We start from the raw sequence: 14,878 nt of genomic DNA, 5'->3' as shown, positions 1-14,878 counted from the left end.
GGGCTCCATGACCCAGGCCACCCCCGCCCCTGCCCAGCCGTGGCCACGCCGGCAATGGCAGCAGATGCAGACGCGCTGGCAGGGGCTGAGCGATCACAACCAGGTGGGCGTGAGCCTGGCGGGGGTGGGCGGTGTGCTGGTGCTGTGGGCCCTGGTCTGGCCCGTGCCCACAGAGGTGGAAGGCATGGGCGTGATGATTTACCCCAACAACGCCGGCATCCTCAACGCCCGTGCTGGCGGCCAGGTGAGGGAGGTGTTCGTCAAGGAGGGTGAGTCGGTGGCGCGCGGCCAGGTGCTGATGCAGCTCTATCTGCCCGTGCTGGAGCGCCAGCTCGACCAGCAGCGCGGCAACCTGCGCCAACTGCAGCGGCACAACGCCATGCTCGATGAGCGGGATGCCCTGCGGCTGCTGACCGAGAAGCGGGCCCTGGACACGTCCCTGGCCAAGTATTCCGACGATCGCCGTCGCTACGGCGAACTGCAGTCCACGTACGCCAGCAAACTGCGCAATCTCGACTTCCTGGCCCAGCGCGAGGTGGTGGCGCCGCTGTCTTCTGAGGTGGTGTCGGCGGAGCAGGGGCTCACCAGCACCAGCGTGAATCTCGATGACGTGAAGATCAACGAGAAGAACGTGGTGACCAACTACCAGCAGGTGAAGCTCACCATCGAAACCCAGGCCCTGCAACGCCGCTACCAGATCGACGATCTCAAGCGTCAGATCCAGGTGACCGAAGCCAAGATCGGCTACGACGGCAAGGTGCATGCCGATCGGGACGGCACGGTGTTGGATCTGCAGGTGATCGCCGGCCAGACCGTGGGCACCGGCCAGCGGCTGGGCACGATCGGCCGGCCTGAGCAACCCAGCGCTAAAGACCGCCCGCTGCGGGTGGTGTCCTACTTCGCACCCGCTGATGCCCGCCGCCTGCCCCTTGGGCTGCCCGTGGAGGTGGTGCCGCAGTGGAACCAGCGCGGCCGTTTCGGCGGCATCGTCGGCAAGGTGACGCAGGTGCTCACCCTGCCCGCCACCGAAGCCGACATCTCCACCACCACCGGCAACGCGCAGCTGGCCCAGGCGCTGACCAAGAACGGTCCGGTGATGCGCAGTGAAATCGAGCTGGAGCGGGATCCCTCCAGCGTGGATGGCTACCGCTGGACCCTCTCGGGGGGCAGCGGCGTGTTCCCGATCCGCGATGGCCTCACGGTGTCGACCCATGCCTACGTGGAGTGGCGCTCGCCGATCAGTTATGTGATTCCGGGCCTGCGCTCCCTCACCGGCGGCTTCCGCACCCCTTGGATCGATCTGCGCTGGAACCTGCCCTCCCTGCGCCAGCCCAACACTGTGTCGTGACCCGCCCCGTGGACGCCAAGCCCCGTTTCCAGATCCGCAACCCCCTGCTGCGCCAAGAGTTCCCCTGGCTGGTCAGCGAGGTGGTGTTGCTGCTGATCCTGTTCAACGCCAACCCGCCGGAGCTGTGGTTCTGGCTGGTGGTGCTGGTGGTGGTGCTGCTCTATCGCGTCGAGCGCTGGTGGTCGTCGCGCCCCAACGCCTGATCCCTCAGCTCACAGGGCTGTTGAACTCAAGACGGCGCGCCATTGGCGCTCGGTGCTCGCGATGGTGTGGTCCATGCGGTTGAGCACCATCCATTGCGCGGCCACCCATTGGAGTTGCTTGGGGCTGAGCTGCTGGTAGGCGGCTCGGGATTCGGGCGACTGCAGGGCCTCTAGGGGCAGCGTCGGCTGGGGTTGGCTCGGCGGTGGCTGCAGCCGGGAGGAACTGCCCAGCTGCTGTTGCCAGCCGAGCAGCCGCTGGCTCACCGCCTGAACAAAGGCCTCGCCGGCGTCGTAGTCGGCCTGAAGCCCCCAACTCTGCCACTCGGGATGGGGCAGGCGCCGCAGCTCATCGAGATCGAGAATCAGGGCTTCACAGGCCTGGTCGAACAGCACCCACAGCTGTGCCAGCGGATGCTTGCTCGCCAGGCTGCCCAGTTCCAGCAGGGCGCCCTGGCGTTGGTCACGCAGGCCCTGCAGGGTGCTGCGCAGGCTGCGGATCTGTTGCCCCAGATCCCGGCGGCGTTGCGTCTGGGGCTGGAGGTCTTCAGGCGCGTGCTGCACCACCTGGAGCAGGGTGTGCCCCAGATCCACCAGCAGCTGCAGCAGGCCCTCGTTCTGCTGGAGCCGGGCCTGGGACGGCCAGAACAGCCGCAGGCTGAGCAGGGCCATCAGGATGCCGAAGGCGGTCCAGGCCAAGCGCATGGGAATCCAGCTGTCGAGCTGCTGCTCATGGGTGAGCCAGCCCATCACCACCACGAAGCAACACACCCCGTAGCCCACGGTGAGCCGCAAGGAGCCGGCGAGCAGCCGGGCCAGCAGCACGGCAAGTGGCAGGGCCACCATCAGCGGCAGGTGGCCCCAGGCCCGGTAGCCGAAGAACGCCACAATGGCGCCAACGGCGGTACCGATCAGCCGTTGCCGGCCCAGTTCAAGGGTGTTGCCGTAGGTGCCCACGGTCACGCTTACCACCGCCAGGGAGGCATAAAACCCGAAGGGAAGGCCCGTGAGGCTGGTGAAGCCATTCACCACGGTCACGGTGGCGGCGAGGCGCAGGGTGTCCCGCAGGGCAGCGCTGTTCATCGCTGCAACGCCGTGAGCCGCGCCAGTGCGGCGTTGAGTAGGGCCCGGCTGCGGAGAAGCTGGTGCAGCTCCTGACATTGCTGGCCGATGGCCAGCAGCAGGGGCTGGGGGGCGCCCAGGCTGCCGGCTTGCTCCAGCCAGAGCTGAGCTGTGCCCGCGTTGCTTGGCTCAACGTTGTTGGGCTCCGCGTTGCTCAGATCCGCAGCCAGGCTGGGCTGCACCTGCAGACGCTCGGCGAGATCGGTGAGCGTGCTGTGGAGCAGGGGCTGGGGGGCGTCGTCTAGCAGGGGGGTGGCCAGCTGGCGCAGCAGCGGCTCCAGCAGCAACCACTGGCGCAACACTTGCCGCCAGAGGCTGCCGGCCTGGGCCCAGCGGGAGAGCAGCCGTTTGGTGTGGGCGGGCATGGCGACGCCCTGATCTTGGTCGCGCAGCTGTTGCAGCTGCTGGATGCTCGGCAGCAGATCCTGCGAGCGCAGGACCGCTGGCGGCGTGCCGCCGCTGCCCAACCACTGCTGCAGGGCCCGGATCTGGGTCTCAAGCTGGCTGGCGATCCGGGCTTCCAGGGCAGGCAGTCGCTGCAGGGGCCGGCGTGGCCAGAGGGCCCAGGTGGCCATCTGGGCCATCAGGATCCCCACCACCGCCGCAAAGGCCAGATCGAAGATCACCCCCCAGTTCACCTGGTTGCCCCGGTGCATCAGATCAAGGGCCCAACAGCCCAGGTAGCCCGTGCCCAGGCCCTTGAGCAGTCCGAGGATGCGTATCAGCACACCGGTGAGTAGCAGGGCGATCCCGAGCACCACCCAGTTGGTGGAGAGCTCGTGCAACACGGTGGCGGTGAGGATGCCGATCAGGGCCCCGGCCAGCAGCTGGCCGATGCTGCGGGCGGGGGTGAAGTCGTTTTATTCACGAATAGCACCGCCATCACCAGCGCCACCCCCAGCGCCTGTTCACGCCCCGACCAGAGCAGAATCCCGATCGAGAGGGTGGTGGCCAGCCAGATCCGCAGGCTGTTGCGCCAAAGGGGGCTCAGCACAGGCAGGGCGAAGGCCATGGTGGTGTGCCGGCTCAGGGTTGACCCGTGGCGCTGCTGAGCTGCAGCTGGGTGAGTTGCAATTGGGGCTGGATCGGCGCGTTGGGATCCCGGGGCATCGGCAGCAGCTCCTTCAACAACTTGGCGTAGGTGATGTTGACGGCCACCGTGGCGTTGAGCCGCTGCACCAGGGAGTTGATCAGACGGTCCTGGGTGTTGGAGACATTGAGCTCGCTGTCGAGGCCGGTGAGATAGCGCAGCCGCACATCACGGAAGGCCTCCAGGGCTGCGGCCACCCCGCGGCGGGCCGAGCTGAGCTTGGCGAGGCTGGCCTCGTGGTTGAAGAAGGCCTGCTCGATCCGCAGGCGGATGTCGTTGCGCGTGGCGGCGTACTGCTGGGCCGTGGCCGCCTCCCGCTTGGCCAGGGCCCGGGCCTGCCCTGCGGTGGTGCCGGCATCAAACAGCAGCCAGGTGAGGGTGAGTCCTGCAGACCAGTCCCAGCCGTTGGTGGTGCTCAGGGGCAGGTCGGTGGCGCCGCAGCAGCCCCCTCCGCCAATCTCGAAGTTGGTCAGGCTGGTTTGGGAGCTGCTGCCACCGCCGCTGGCAAACAGGGAGAGTTTCGGCAGCAGACCTGCCGCAGTGGCCTGGCTCTGCTGGGCCAGGGCCGTGCGGGTGGCCAGGATTGCTTCCAGTTCGGGATTGCCCCGGTAGGCCGCCAGCAGGCTGGCATCCAGATCGAGGGGCCAGCGGGGCTGCACCACGATCGGGTCGCTGGGGCTGGGGGTCACGCTGGCGGGCAGGTTGAGCAGCACCGCCAGCTGCCGGCGAGCCACTGCCCGGTCGGCTAGGGCCTGGATCAGTGATTCTTCGTCGGCTGCCTGAATGGCCCGGCGCCGCAGCACATCGAGCCTGGGCACCAGGCCAGCCTGCTTGAGGTCGAGTGTGTCCTGCAGGATCACCAGGTCGTTGCGCAGGTTGGCGTCGTAGACGCGCACCAGCTGCTCGTCCTGCTGGAGCTGGTAGTAGGCCTCACTCACCTGCAGCTGCAGGGAGCGCAGTTGGTTGGCATAGGTGTTGCGCTGCTGCTCCAGGCTGGCGCGGGCCGCTTTCACCGTGGGCGTGCGGGCGAAGTCGAGCAGGGCGTAGTTGAGCTGCAGGCCCGCCTCAACGCCCCATTCCCCGGAGGTGTCCGCCGCGGATCCGCCGTTGGGCACATAGAAGGGGCCGGCGGTGGGTTGTCCGGCGGAGTCGAGTAGCCCCGCAGGGTCAAACAGCGGGCCAAAGCCCAGGTTGTCGTTCGGCTTGTTGGAAGTGGTGGTGCTGCGGCTGCCCTCGTAGCCGCCGTTGGCAAAGGCGCTGATGGTGGGCCAGTAGCTGCCCATGGCGGCCTGGAGGCTGGCCAGGGCGGCGGCCACCTGCTCGCGCTGGGCTTGCAGGGTGGCGCTGTTGGCAAAGGCGATGGCCAGGGCCTGCTCCAGGCTGAGGCTGGCGACGCCGCCGGCCTGAAGCTGCTGGGGGGTGGGCAGATCCAGGGGCGGACCGGCCACGGCGTCGGCGGGTTGGATCGGACCGCTGGCGGGTTGGTTGGCCCGGATCAGATTGGCGGGCAGCTCCGGTGTGCTGAGCACGTCGCCCACCGGAGGCTCGGGCTCGCTGGGGAGCAGCCGATCGAGCGCCCGCAGCTCCGCATCCAGCCGCTGCCAGCTGCGCTCCAGCAGCTCTGTGTTCTGGGCTAGCGCGGCCGGGGCCAGCTGGGCCGGGATCAGCCCCAGCCACAACAGGGCTAGGGCGCGGTTGCGCATTGCCACGGTGATGCGGATCAGCGCCTGGGTAGACGCAGTTTGATTCGCGCAGCAGCTTTTTGGCCCCGGGGGTGTTCAGCTTCCGGGGCGGCAGCGGGTTGACTCGGCGTGACCACCACCTCCTGATTGCCCAGCACCCTTGGTTTTCCCAGCACCCCGGCAATCAGGATGGCCACATAGAGCTGGCCCACGATCGTGATCCCCACGCTGGCGGTGAGGCTGGTGAGGCTGCCGCTTTTCAGCACCGGGCTGCCGACGGTGGTGAGACTGGCGAAGGCGGCGCCCAGCATGGTGGGTGCATGGGCGATGCCATCGGGCAGGGTGTGGCCATGGGGCGGCAGGTTGAAGGCCGCCGGGTCGAGCACCAGCAGCGAATTGAGCACGATGCCGCCGGTGAAGCCCACCAGCAGATACCCGGCTGCGGCCCCCATCAGCAGGTCGCCGTTGAACACCGGTTCTTCGGCCAGGGCATTCACCAGGCTCCACAGCAGCACCAGCATCAGCCCCAGCCACACCACCAGATGGAGCACGCTCAGGCGCACGGCCAAGCTGGGGTTGAGCATCAGGGCGGCCTGCCATAGCAGTTCCACGGCCAGGGCCACGATCCAGAAGATCATCTGGTGCTGCCGGCCCAGCAGCACCCGCTGCACCCGCTGTCCGAGGGCGCTGGGCATCGCCTGCACGGCTGAGGGATCCAGGCGGTTCTGGCGAAGCAGCGGAGAGTCCATCAGCACGGCCACAGCGGAGATTACCAGGTGCATCACGCTCACCAGCCGTGATGCCTGCTGGAGGCCGCGCAGTCCCACCAGGGCCACCACCTCCACCGCCAGAAGGCCGCGGTAGAGGGCATGCCGCTGTTGCAGCAGGCTGCTCACAATGGACATCGTCATTGGCGTGATGCGGTCATCTGCGTGATGCGGTGATTGGCGTGATTCAGGCCCGGGCCAGAATTGCCACCCAGTTTGCTTCGGCCGAGCGGATGGCCTGCTCGGCCTGGCTGCAGAGCATCAGCCGGCTGGCGATCCGCTCCAGCCTTTCCAGGGAAGCTGAGTTGGCGGTGGGGTTGTTGAGCTCCTGGCCCAGCTCGTGCCAGCTGCGCGGCAGCTGAAGTTCGGTTTCGGGTGGTTTGGGCAGCCCCCGGCGACCACGAATCTGCTGTTCCCACTGGCCCAGATGGCCAGCCATGGCTTGCAGCAACTCCGCTTCGGCCCGATGCAGCTGCACCACCAGCTGGGGATCCTGGAGGGTGGGGGGCTCGCGCACCAGGCCCCCCACCAGGGTGATCAGGCGGGAGCTGGTGGCCTCGAAGTTGGCCATCAGCAGTGTGGCTGGATGGCGCTCCGGCAGCGAACCCAGCTCCTGCAGCAGTGCTGGCCGTTGCCGCCGGATGGCAACGAGCTGGTTGCGCAGGGCCCGGTAGCGGCCGATCCCCACCGGATTGGCCACCTGGCCCGTCATGGCGGGATCAACCCGCGCCGCCAGGTCGCGGAAGCAGCTCTGCAGCTGGACGAGCAGATCGGCGACCTGGGTCAGGTTGCTGTCGAGTCCGCGGGCAGGCCAGAACAGCCGTAAGCCCAGCAGGGTGATCAGCACCCCGAAGCAGGTCCAGAGGAAGCGGATCGGGATCCAGCTGGCCAGGCCGCCCTCGTGCACGAGCCAGCCCATCACGATGATCATTCCGCCCACCTTGTAGCCCACCTGCAGTTTCAGCAGGCCGCCCAGCAGGCGCAGGGCGCCGAGGGTGATGGCGATCCCCAACGGCATCGGCAGGAGGCGCAACCCCTCGTAGCCGATCAGCAGCAGCACCGAGCCGAGCACGGTGCCCAGCAGCCTCTGCCTCCCCAGGGAAAGTGCGCCGCCGTAGGTGCCGCTGGATACCGCCAACACCGACAGGGCCACGTACTGGCTGTCGGCCAACCCCGACAGGCTGGCGAAGGCGTTGCCGAGCCCGGCGGTGAAGGCGGTGCGCAGGGCGTTGCGGTTGCTCACGGCGGGGCCATCCGGTTCAGCCCGCCCAGGCAGGCATGCAGCGGACGCCCTTCCTCCGCCAGGGCCAGCAGCGGCAGCAGCGGCAGTTGAAGCTGCTGGGCCAGCTGCTGCCAGCGCTGGGGTTGCCGCGGCGGTGTTGGTGTGGGCTCTTCGCTGAGCTGACGCTGCAGGTCCCCGACGGCATGCCTCAGCGGATCGGCCTTCAGGCTCTGCTGCTCCGGCAGCCCGGCCAGCAGCCGCTCCCAGGCAATCCAGTGAAAGTGGGCCAGCTGCCAGAGCCGCAGCCGTTGCTCCCAGCCGCTGCGTTTAAGGGCCTGATGGCGGGGGCCGCTGCGCTCCTGGGCCACCAGCTGCTCCATGCGCTGCAGGGCGTTGGTGAGCGGTGCCGGATCGAGCGGCTCAGGGCGACTGCGACGCTGGCCCAGCCAGTCGCTGTAGGCCTGCAGTTGGGCCTGCAGCAACCGGCGTAGGAGGCGATCGGCAGCTGTGAGTTCACTGCTGCTGTTCTGCGGCCAGAACAGCAGCCCCACCACGATGGCCACCACGCAGCCCACCACGGTGTCGAGGCCGCGGTTGAACACGTAATCCCAATTGAGAGAGGCGTGGCTGGGAATCATCAGAAACATCACGGCGGTGAGCCCGGCGGTGCCCAGGGCGCTTTGCCAGCCCAGCCGTTGCAGCACTGGGATCATCACCAGCAACGACACCAGCACGCCGATCCAGCCGCTCAGCATCGTGTGCACCAGGAAGGTGATCAGGCCCCCGATCACCGTGCCAAGGATGCGGCTTGTGGCAGCCTGAACGGTGTGATCATCGTTGTCATCCACAACGATCACCACTGCCATCAGCGGATACCAGAGAAACTGGATGCGCTCGGTCCAGGAAGCGATTGCCGCGGTGATGAACACGGCCACGAACAACTTGAGGCTGTTGCGCAGCAGCAGGTTCTGCACGGGCCGCGGCAACGCTTAGTTGCCAGGAGCTTATGGGGAACAGCCATGCTGCGCTTGGCTGTTGTGAGGGGGCGGCCATGAGCTGGCTGCCGGCGCTCACCCCCGACTTGCAGATCCTGCTGCGCCTGGGTCTGGCGGTGCTGTGCGGTTTGGCGGTGGGCATCAACCGCGCCCACCACGGCACCACCACCCACCCCAACCGCCTGCGGGTGCATGTGTTGGTGGGGCTGAGTGCTTGTCTGATGGTGCTGGCGGCCGGTCCCGATCCCGAGTCCCGCAGCCGGGTGATTCAGGGGGTGGCCACGGGCGTGGGCTTCCTCGGCGCCGGAGAGATCCTGGTGCCTCCTGGTGGCCTGAAGAAAGGCCGGCCCGAGGTGCACGGACTCACAAGTGCCGCTTCGATCTGGTTTACGGCTGCCCTCGGGGTGACCGTGGCCGCCTCCACCCCCTTGCTGGCGGGTGTGGCTTTGGCGCTGGCCTTGATCACCCTGTCCCAGCGCAGCAACGGCGGGCCAACGCCCGCCGTTGATCCGGCGGCGGATCAGAAGAGGAAGCGGAAGCGGCCGTCGTCCCCGGAGCCATAGCCGGCCGAGCTGTCCAATACAGGCTGGGGCCAGTCGGCCTCCCAGTAGCTGATGTTGTTGCGGTAGAAGGGCCGACCGCCCAGCCGCTTGGTCTCAAGCTGGGTCGTGCCCATGGCGGTGATCAGCCCGCCCAGTTCCATGGGGCCCAGATCGGTTTTGAGGTCCTTGCCGGCTGCTGCCAGCAGCACCGGTAGTCGCACCAGATGCTCAGGCCGGGTGAGCTTGCGGAACAGGGCCTGCAGGGCCAGCTGCTGGCGCTCCAGGCGGCCGATGTCGCCCATTGCATCGTGGCGGAAGCGCAGGAATCCCTCCAGGTCGCGGCCCTTGAGGGTCTGCAGGCCCGGTTGCAGATCGATGGTGAGCCCCTGGCTGTGGTCGGTGTAGGCCATCCGTTTGGGCACATCCACCTCGATGCCGCCCAGGGCATCGGCCATGCGCCGGATCGCCGCCAGGTTCACCACCACGTGGTGGGTGATCGGCCGGCCCAGCTTGCGGGCCAGTTCCCGTTTCACGAGGTCGGTGCCCCCCAGGCTGTAGAGGGCATTGATTTTGTGGGGGCCGTAGCCCTCAGCTTCGATGTAGGTGTCGCGGGGCACCTGGGTGATTCGTGTGATGCCGCCATCCACCCGCAGGCTGGCGATCACATCGGTGTTGCCACCGCCCACATCGGTGCCGAGCAGCAGGATGTCCAGGTTGGTGATGCCACTCCAGGCGGCAAAGGGATTGGTGATGGCGTTGTTGGTGGCCGCGCCGTTCTCGCTGAGCAGCTCCCAGAGCGGCCCCGCCAGCAGCAGTCCCCCGCCCAAGCCCACGCAGATCGCCACCAGCACGGAGCCGCGTCGGCTGCGCTTGCGGGGGCCTTTGGCCTGAGGGGTTCTCATCCCCCAAAACCTATTGCACGATCAGGGCTCAGAGTCGCAGGGGTTCGCCGCTGCGCAGACCGGCCTGCACCCGCCAGAGGTTGGCATAGGCCCCATCGGCAGCGATCAGCTGGTCGTGGCGGCCGCTTTCCACGATCTGGCCCTGCTCCAGCACCACGATCCGATCGGCGTGGCGCACGGTGGAGAGCCGGTGGGCGATCACCAGGGTGGTGCGCTCGGCGGTGATCAGATCGAGGGAGCGCTGGATGGCGGCTTCGGTGTCGTTGTCGACCGCCGCCGTGGCTTCATCGAGGATCAGCACCGGAGGGTTTTTGAGGATGGCGCGGGCCAGGGCGATGCGCTGGCGCTGGCCGCCGCTGAGCCGTTGGCCCCGCTCGCCCACCACCGTGTCGTAACCCTGGGGTAGGGCCTCGATGAAACTCGACGCCTCTGCCAATTGGGCAGCCCGTTCGATCGCGGCCCGGGGTGCCTCGAAGCTGCCGTAGCCGATGTTTTCGGCCACGGTGCCGTGAAACAAAAACACCTCCTGGCTCACCAGGCCGATGGCGCGGCGCAGGTCGTCGAGCTGCAGGCTGTGGAGGGGAATGCCATCGAGCAGGATGCGGCCCTCCTGGATGGCGTAGAGCCGCAGCAGCAGTTTCACCAGGGTGCTCTTGCCTGAGCCCGTGGCACCCACGATGCCGAGGGTGCTGCCGGCGGGGATCGTCAGGTTGAAGTGGCGCAGCAGAGGCTCGCGACCGGCGTAGCCAAAACTGACGCCCTCAAAGCGGAGCTCTCCCTTCACCTGGCCCAAAGGCAGTCTCTGTTGGCCGCTGGCGATGGCGATCGGGGTGTCGAGCAGGTTGAGCACCCGGTTGGTGGAGGCCATGGCCCGCTGGTAGTCGTCGAGGGTGCGGCCCAGGGTGGTGAGGGGCCACAGCAGCCGCTGGGTGATGAACACCAGGAAGCTGTAGGTGCCCACCGCGATGGCACCGCGCCAGGCCTGCAAGCCGCCGATCACCAGGATCGCCAGGAAGGCGAACAGGATCGCGAAGCGAATCAGGGGAATGAAGGCTGCCGAGAGCCGGATGGCCCGGGCATTGCTGCTGCGGTAAGCCTGGCTCTGCTCGCTGAGCCGTGCGGTTTCCCAGGTCTCCGCCGTGTAGCTCTTGATCGTGAGCATGCCGCCGAGGTTGTTGGCCAGGCGACTGGCCAGATCCCCCGCCCGCTCGCGCACCTCGGCGTAACGGGGGGCCAGCCGCTTTTGGAAGCGCAGCGACCCCCAGAGGATGACGGGAATCGGCAGGAACGACACCCCCGCCACCAGTGGCGAGAGCCACAGCATCGCGGCGCCCACCGCCAGCACCGTGGTGAGCAGCTGCAGGATCTCGTTGGCGCCGTGGTCGAGAAAGCGCTCCAGCTGGTTGATGTCGTCGTTGAGGATCGTGAGCAGCCTGCCGCTGCTGCTGGCTTCAAAGAAGCCCATCTCCAGCTGCTGCAGATGGGCGTAGGCCTCAAGCCGCAGCTCGTGCTGCACCGTTTGGGCCAGGTTGCGCCAGAGCAGGGCGTAGAGGTATTCGAACAGGGATTCGGCGCTCCAGATCACAAACGAAAGCCCCGCCAGCACACCCAGCTGGCCTGGCACGGAGGTGACGCCCAGGGCCGCCAGCCAGGAGGTGTCCTGCTGCACCACCACATCCACCGCCAAGCCGATCAGCACCGGTGGGGCCAGGTCGAAGAGTTTGTTGAGCACCGAGCAGCTGGTGGCTAGCCACACCCGGCGTCGGTGCGGCCGGAGGGTGCGCAACAGCCGCTGCAGGGTGGTGGGGCTGGTGGCGGTCTGGGGCGACATGGCCGGCTGGGGAACAACTTGGTGACGATGTTGCCCCCCGATGCTGATCCGTGCGATCTCGGCCAGCAAAAAACCACTGGCCGTGGGGTGATCCACGGCCAGGGGTCCAGGGTCAGGGCTGGTCGGATGACTTACCAGCGGTTGCCGCCGCCGCCGTAGCCGCCGCCACCACCACCGCCATAGCCTCCGCCGCCGCCACGGTTTCCACCGCCGCCGCCGCCGCCGCCGTAGCCGCCGCGGCCGCCACCACCACCACCGCCGCCGCCTTCACGGGGGGTGGCTTTGTTGACGCGAATCATGCGGCCCATCCATTCGACGTCCTGGAGGTCGTCGATGGCTTTCTGTTCAGCTGCATCGTCAGCCAGTTCGACAAAGGCGAAGCCGCGCTTGCGACCGGTTTCCCGGTCAAGGGGCAGGCTGCACTGGCGCACCTCTCCGTATTGGCCGAAGAGATCAAGCAGGTCCTCGCGTTCAGCTTGGAACGAGAGGTTGCCAACGTAAATGGTCATTAATGGAGCAAATCCTGGAACTGATTCGGTTGGTGCTGCGCTTCCTCGGGAATGCCAGTGGGAACTGAGCGCGCCGATGGGAGCCTGAACGCCTTGGAATCACCCTCAAGCCTACCGGTTTGTTGGGCCTGACCACGGCGTGAGAGCGGGAATCATGGAGAACCGTGAAGCCCTTCTGAAGAGACTCTGGAGTTCCCTGGGCGATCCCCAGTAACGTTCCATTGTCAGCAAATCCTGATCAACTGCGACCCCGTGATGACGGCCCCTGTCCCTTGGAGCCTCGCCTGGCGCGAGGATGGAGAGCTGGCTCCCCAGGATCGTTTCGACCTGCTGCAGACCCTGGTGACCAGCGAAAGCTTGGACGTTCAGGTCTCGCTGATCGCCGCTGTCGAAAGGCTCTCGGTGCCTGGGTTAACCAGTGTGAGTGTGGGAGACGTGACCAGTCTCTGCGCCTGAGGGCGCCCACACACCACGTGGGCATCCTCCACGTCGCTGCCTTGGGCGACTCGCTCCCCAACGCAACCACAGGTGCGATCCAGCTGCGCCAGCGAGACATTTTTGCCCTGCTTTTGCAGATCAGCTTGATAGGCCGATAGGCAGAAGGCTTTCACCACCTCCGAGACGCTGATGCCCCGGCTGGATGGCCCCAGCCCGGCCAGCCCCAGCCCCAGGCACAGCAGGCCAACGGGGACGATTCGCACAGGACTGGGCGACATGGAGCAGGGTCGGGCGGTGGGCATGTCTGGCGCCCGAGACGGTTAACCCTGCAGCCGGGAGAGCTGGAGTGGTTTGTTCATCACCCGCAGCTGCCTCAGGCCCTGGAAGACCTCATCGGGCATGCCCTTGGGCAGGTCCACGGTGCTGTGGGTGTCGAAGATCTGGATGCGGCCGATCGAGCGACCGTTCAGACCCGCCTCATTGGCTATGGCACCCACGATGTTGCCGGGCTTGATCCGGTCGCGCCAGCCCACTTCGACGCGGAAGCGCTCCATGTGATCTTCCGGCGGTCCCATGGGCCGCTCACCCCGGGGACCCCGAACCCCATCGCGTCCCAGCTCGCGCCCCCGACCCCGATCGCGCCCGAAGTCCCGTCCTCCATCCCGTCCGCCATCCCGACCGGGACCACTCGGACGCACCTGGTGGAAATTCTCTTCGCCCTGGAGCAGCAGCGGTTTGCCCGCCAGGCTCAGCTCGAGAGCGGCCAGTGCCAGCTGCTCGGGGCTCGAGCCCAGCTCCTGGGCCACCCGTTGCAGGATTTCGCTGAGCAGGGCCCGTTCCTGATCGCTGCTGGAGGGTGTTTGCAGACAGCAGGTCAGTTTGGTGCGCATCCGGTCCAGCCGGTTCTGGTTGATGGTGGCGTTGCTGGGCACCTCCATCTCTTCGATCGGTTTGCCCACGGCCCGCTCGAGGCTGCCCAGGAAGCGCCGCTCGCGGGGGGTGAGAAACAGAATGGCGTCGCCGCTGCGGCCCGCCCGCCCCGTGCGACCGATCCGGTGCACGTAGGCCTCGGAGTCGAAGGGAATGTCGTAGTTGATTACCAGGCCGATGCGCTCCACATCGAGGCCGCGGGCGGCCACGTCGGTGGCCACCAGCACATCCACCTGGCCGCTCTTGAGGCGTTCGATGGTGCGCTCCCGCTGGGCCTGGGGCACGTCGCCGTTGAGCACCGCCACGTCGTAGCCGTGTTGCTCCAGCGATTCGGCCACGGTGATCGTGATCGCCTTGGTGCGGGCAAAGATGATCACCCCTTCGCTGGTTTCGGCCTCGAGCACCCGCTCCAGCGCAGCCAGTTTGTGGGGCGCATGCACCATCAGGAAGCGCTGACGGATGAGGCTGGCATCGGCGGCCTTCTGTTTGATCGTGATCTCGGCGGGCGCGTTGAGATATTTCTGCGAGATCCGCCGGATTTCGGCCGGCATGGTGGCGGAAAACAGCACCACCTGACGCTTTTCAGGTAGCTGCTCGAGCACCCATTCGACGTCGTCGATGAAGCCCATGCGCAGCATTTCATCGGCCTCGTCGAGCACCAGAGCTCGCAGATTGGAGAGGTCGAGGGTCCCCTGGCGCATGTGGTCCATCACCCGACCGGGGGTGCCCACCACGATCTGAACGCCACGCTTGAGCTGGTGTATTTGTTCGCGGAAGTCGGCGCCGCCGTAGATCGCCAGGGTGCGCACCCCGCTCAGGTGGGTGGCATAGCTGTTGAAGGCGTCGGCCACCTGCAGGGCCAGCTCCCGGGTGGGGGCGAGCACCAGCACTTGGGGCTTGCGTTCGGCGGGATCGAGGGCGGCCAGCATCGGCAGGGCGAATGCTGCGGTTTTGCCGGTGCCCGTTTGGGCTTGGCCCACCAGGTCGCGACCGAGCAGCAGCTCGGGGATGGCGGCCTTCTGGATCGGTGAGGGCTCCTGATAGCCAATGGCCTCAAGGGCCTTCAGCAGCTCGGGCCCGAAGCCAAAGCGGGCAAAGCCCTGGCTGGCCTTCGACTCCTCTTGGGCCGAAGCAGTAGCGGTGGGCGTCTCGATCGGGGTGTCGGAGACGTCGTTGGATGGATCGACGCAGGTCTGCGCGGACGCTTCCGTCGACGCCTCTACAGACGCATTGATTTCGACGGAGCAGGTGAAACTGCCGCCGTTGGAAAGTTCGGTCACTGGATTCAATTCGGCCTGGT

General features: G+C 67.2%; 15 protein-coding genes. 4 read left to right on the top strand and 11 right to left on the bottom strand.

Features of this window, described 5'->3' with window-relative positions:
- Nucleotides 1-7 precede the first annotated feature (7 nt).
- Together KBY65_RS01605 and KBY65_RS01600 are read left to right on the top strand one after the other, a co-directional pair.
- Nucleotides 8-1,348, top strand: coding sequence for an NHLP bacteriocin system secretion protein (locus KBY65_RS01605; RefSeq protein ID WP_255000297.1), 1,341 nt, complete (start codon nucleotides 8-10; stop codon nucleotides 1,346-1,348).
- Nucleotides 1,345-1,551: a hypothetical protein gene (locus KBY65_RS01600; protein ID WP_094559388.1), complete on the top strand. Its 207-nt coding sequence runs from the start codon at nucleotides 1,345-1,347 to the stop codon at nucleotides 1,549-1,551. Before KBY65_RS01605 ends, KBY65_RS01600 begins: the two co-directional genes overlap by 4 nt.
- Before the next feature lie 9 nt (nucleotides 1,552-1,560).
- Here KBY65_RS01600 and KBY65_RS01595 read toward each other — a convergent pair whose 3' ends face one another.
- From KBY65_RS01595 to KBY65_RS01565, 7 genes are read right to left on the bottom strand one after another with little or no spacing between them, the layout of a single operon-like run.
- Nucleotides 1,561-2,631, bottom strand: a complete 1,071-nt coding sequence (locus KBY65_RS01595; protein WP_158217022.1) for an FUSC family protein — start codon at nucleotides 2,629-2,631, stop codon at nucleotides 1,561-1,563.
- The gene (locus KBY65_RS01590; RefSeq protein ID WP_255000296.1) at nucleotides 2,628-3,455 is read right to left on the bottom strand and encodes a hypothetical protein; all 828 of its coding nucleotides are present in this window, start codon (nucleotides 3,453-3,455) and stop codon (nucleotides 2,628-2,630) included. The genes KBY65_RS01595 and KBY65_RS01590 overlap by 4 nt, the downstream gene beginning before the upstream one ends.
- Nucleotides 3,456-3,478: 23 nt before the next feature.
- Complete coding sequence (locus KBY65_RS01585; RefSeq protein WP_094559385.1) at nucleotides 3,479-3,682, bottom strand: hypothetical protein; 204 nt, start codon at nucleotides 3,680-3,682, stop codon at nucleotides 3,479-3,481.
- Nucleotides 3,683-3,696: 14 nt separating this feature from the next.
- Nucleotides 3,697-5,463 (bottom strand): TolC family protein, encoded by a 1,767-nt coding sequence (locus KBY65_RS01580; protein ID WP_094559384.1) that lies wholly within the window; start codon nucleotides 5,461-5,463, stop codon nucleotides 3,697-3,699.
- A 17-nt stretch (nucleotides 5,464-5,480) separates the two neighbouring features.
- A complete protein-coding gene (locus KBY65_RS01575) occupies nucleotides 5,481-6,353 on the bottom strand; it encodes a hypothetical protein (protein ID WP_255000295.1) in 873 nt (290 codons plus the stop codon).
- A 43-nt stretch (nucleotides 6,354-6,396) separates the two neighbouring features.
- Nucleotides 6,397-7,452, bottom strand: coding sequence for an FUSC family protein (locus tag KBY65_RS01570; RefSeq protein WP_254986982.1), 1,056 nt, complete (start codon nucleotides 7,450-7,452; stop codon nucleotides 6,397-6,399).
- Nucleotides 7,449-8,405 carry an FUSC family protein gene (locus KBY65_RS01565; RefSeq protein WP_198953828.1) on the bottom strand — a complete coding sequence of 319 codons (957 nt, stop codon included), beginning with the start codon at nucleotides 8,403-8,405 and terminating at the stop codon, nucleotides 7,449-7,451. The genes KBY65_RS01570 and KBY65_RS01565 overlap by 4 nt, the downstream gene beginning before the upstream one ends.
- Before the next feature lie 77 nt (nucleotides 8,406-8,482).
- Here KBY65_RS01565 and KBY65_RS01560 point away from each other — a divergent pair, with 77 nt between their 5' ends.
- Complete coding sequence (locus KBY65_RS01560) at nucleotides 8,483-8,989, top strand: MgtC/SapB family protein (RefSeq protein ID WP_255000294.1); 507 nt, start codon at nucleotides 8,483-8,485, stop codon at nucleotides 8,987-8,989.
- On the opposite strand, the gene KBY65_RS01555 is transcribed toward KBY65_RS01560, so the two are convergent.
- From KBY65_RS01555 to KBY65_RS01545, 3 genes are all read right to left on the bottom strand, one after another.
- The gene (locus KBY65_RS01555; RefSeq protein ID WP_255000292.1) at nucleotides 8,947-9,870 is read right to left on the bottom strand and encodes an LCP family protein; all 924 of its coding nucleotides are present in this window, start codon (nucleotides 9,868-9,870) and stop codon (nucleotides 8,947-8,949) included. The two genes, KBY65_RS01560 and KBY65_RS01555, sit on opposite strands and share 43 nt — an antisense overlap.
- Before the next feature lie 28 nt (nucleotides 9,871-9,898).
- On the bottom strand, nucleotides 9,899-11,701 hold the full coding sequence (locus KBY65_RS01550; protein WP_255000290.1) for an ABC transporter ATP-binding protein: 1,803 nt from the start codon (nucleotides 11,699-11,701) through the stop codon (nucleotides 9,899-9,901).
- Between the two features lie 131 nt (nucleotides 11,702-11,832).
- Nucleotides 11,833-12,210: an RNA recognition motif domain-containing protein gene (locus KBY65_RS01545; RefSeq protein WP_255000288.1), complete on the bottom strand. Its 378-nt coding sequence runs from the start codon at nucleotides 12,208-12,210 to the stop codon at nucleotides 11,833-11,835.
- Nucleotides 12,211-12,465: 255 nt separating this feature from the next.
- On the opposite strand from KBY65_RS01545, the gene KBY65_RS01540 reads away from it, so the two are divergent.
- Complete coding sequence (locus KBY65_RS01540; RefSeq protein ID WP_094559376.1) at nucleotides 12,466-12,666, top strand: hypothetical protein; 201 nt, start codon at nucleotides 12,466-12,468, stop codon at nucleotides 12,664-12,666.
- A gap of 302 nt (nucleotides 12,667-12,968) precedes the next feature.
- Here KBY65_RS01540 and KBY65_RS01535 read toward each other — a convergent pair whose 3' ends face one another.
- Nucleotides 12,969-14,858: a DEAD/DEAH box helicase gene (locus tag KBY65_RS01535; RefSeq protein ID WP_255000286.1), complete on the bottom strand. Its 1,890-nt coding sequence runs from the start codon at nucleotides 14,856-14,858 to the stop codon at nucleotides 12,969-12,971.
- Between the last annotated feature and the right edge of the window lie 20 nt (nucleotides 14,859-14,878).

The sequence above is a fragment of the Cyanobium sp. Alchichica 3B3-8F6 genome (assembly GCF_024346435.1).
Classification (GTDB): Bacteria; Cyanobacteriota; Cyanobacteriia; order PCC-6307; family Cyanobiaceae; genus Cyanobium_A.
This window is presented reverse-complemented; position numbering and strand designations above follow the sequence as displayed.

Coding starts and splice junctions, on each gene's coding strand:
- KBY65_RS01540 (WP_094559376.1), top strand. CDS start 12,466: ATGACGGCCCCTGTCCCTTGGAGCCTCGCCTGGCGCGAGGATGGAGAG.
- KBY65_RS01560 (WP_255000294.1), top strand. CDS start 8,483: ATGAGCTGGCTGCCGGCGCTCACCCCCGACTTGCAGATCCTGCTGCGC.
- KBY65_RS01575 (WP_255000295.1), bottom strand. CDS start 6,353: ATGACGATGTCCATTGTGAGCAGCCTGCTGCAACAGCGGCATGCCCTC.
- KBY65_RS01580 (WP_094559384.1), bottom strand. CDS start 5,463: ATGCGCAACCGCGCCCTAGCCCTGTTGTGGCTGGGGCTGATCCCGGCC.
- KBY65_RS01595 (WP_158217022.1), bottom strand. CDS start 2,631: ATGAACAGCGCTGCCCTGCGGGACACCCTGCGCCTCGCCGCCACCGTG.
- KBY65_RS01605 (WP_255000297.1), top strand. CDS start 8: ATGACCCAGGCCACCCCCGCCCCTGCCCAGCCGTGGCCACGCCGGCAA.
- KBY65_RS01585 (WP_094559385.1), bottom strand. CDS start 3,682: ATGGCCTTCGCCCTGCCTGTGCTGAGCCCCCTTTGGCGCAACAGCCTG.
- KBY65_RS01545 (WP_255000288.1), bottom strand. CDS start 12,210: ATGACCATTTACGTTGGCAACCTCTCGTTCCAAGCTGAACGCGAGGAC.
- KBY65_RS01555 (WP_255000292.1), bottom strand. CDS start 9,870: ATGAGAACCCCTCAGGCCAAAGGCCCCCGCAAGCGCAGCCGACGCGGC.
- KBY65_RS01550 (WP_255000290.1), bottom strand. CDS start 11,701: ATGTCGCCCCAGACCGCCACCAGCCCCACCACCCTGCAGCGGCTGTTG.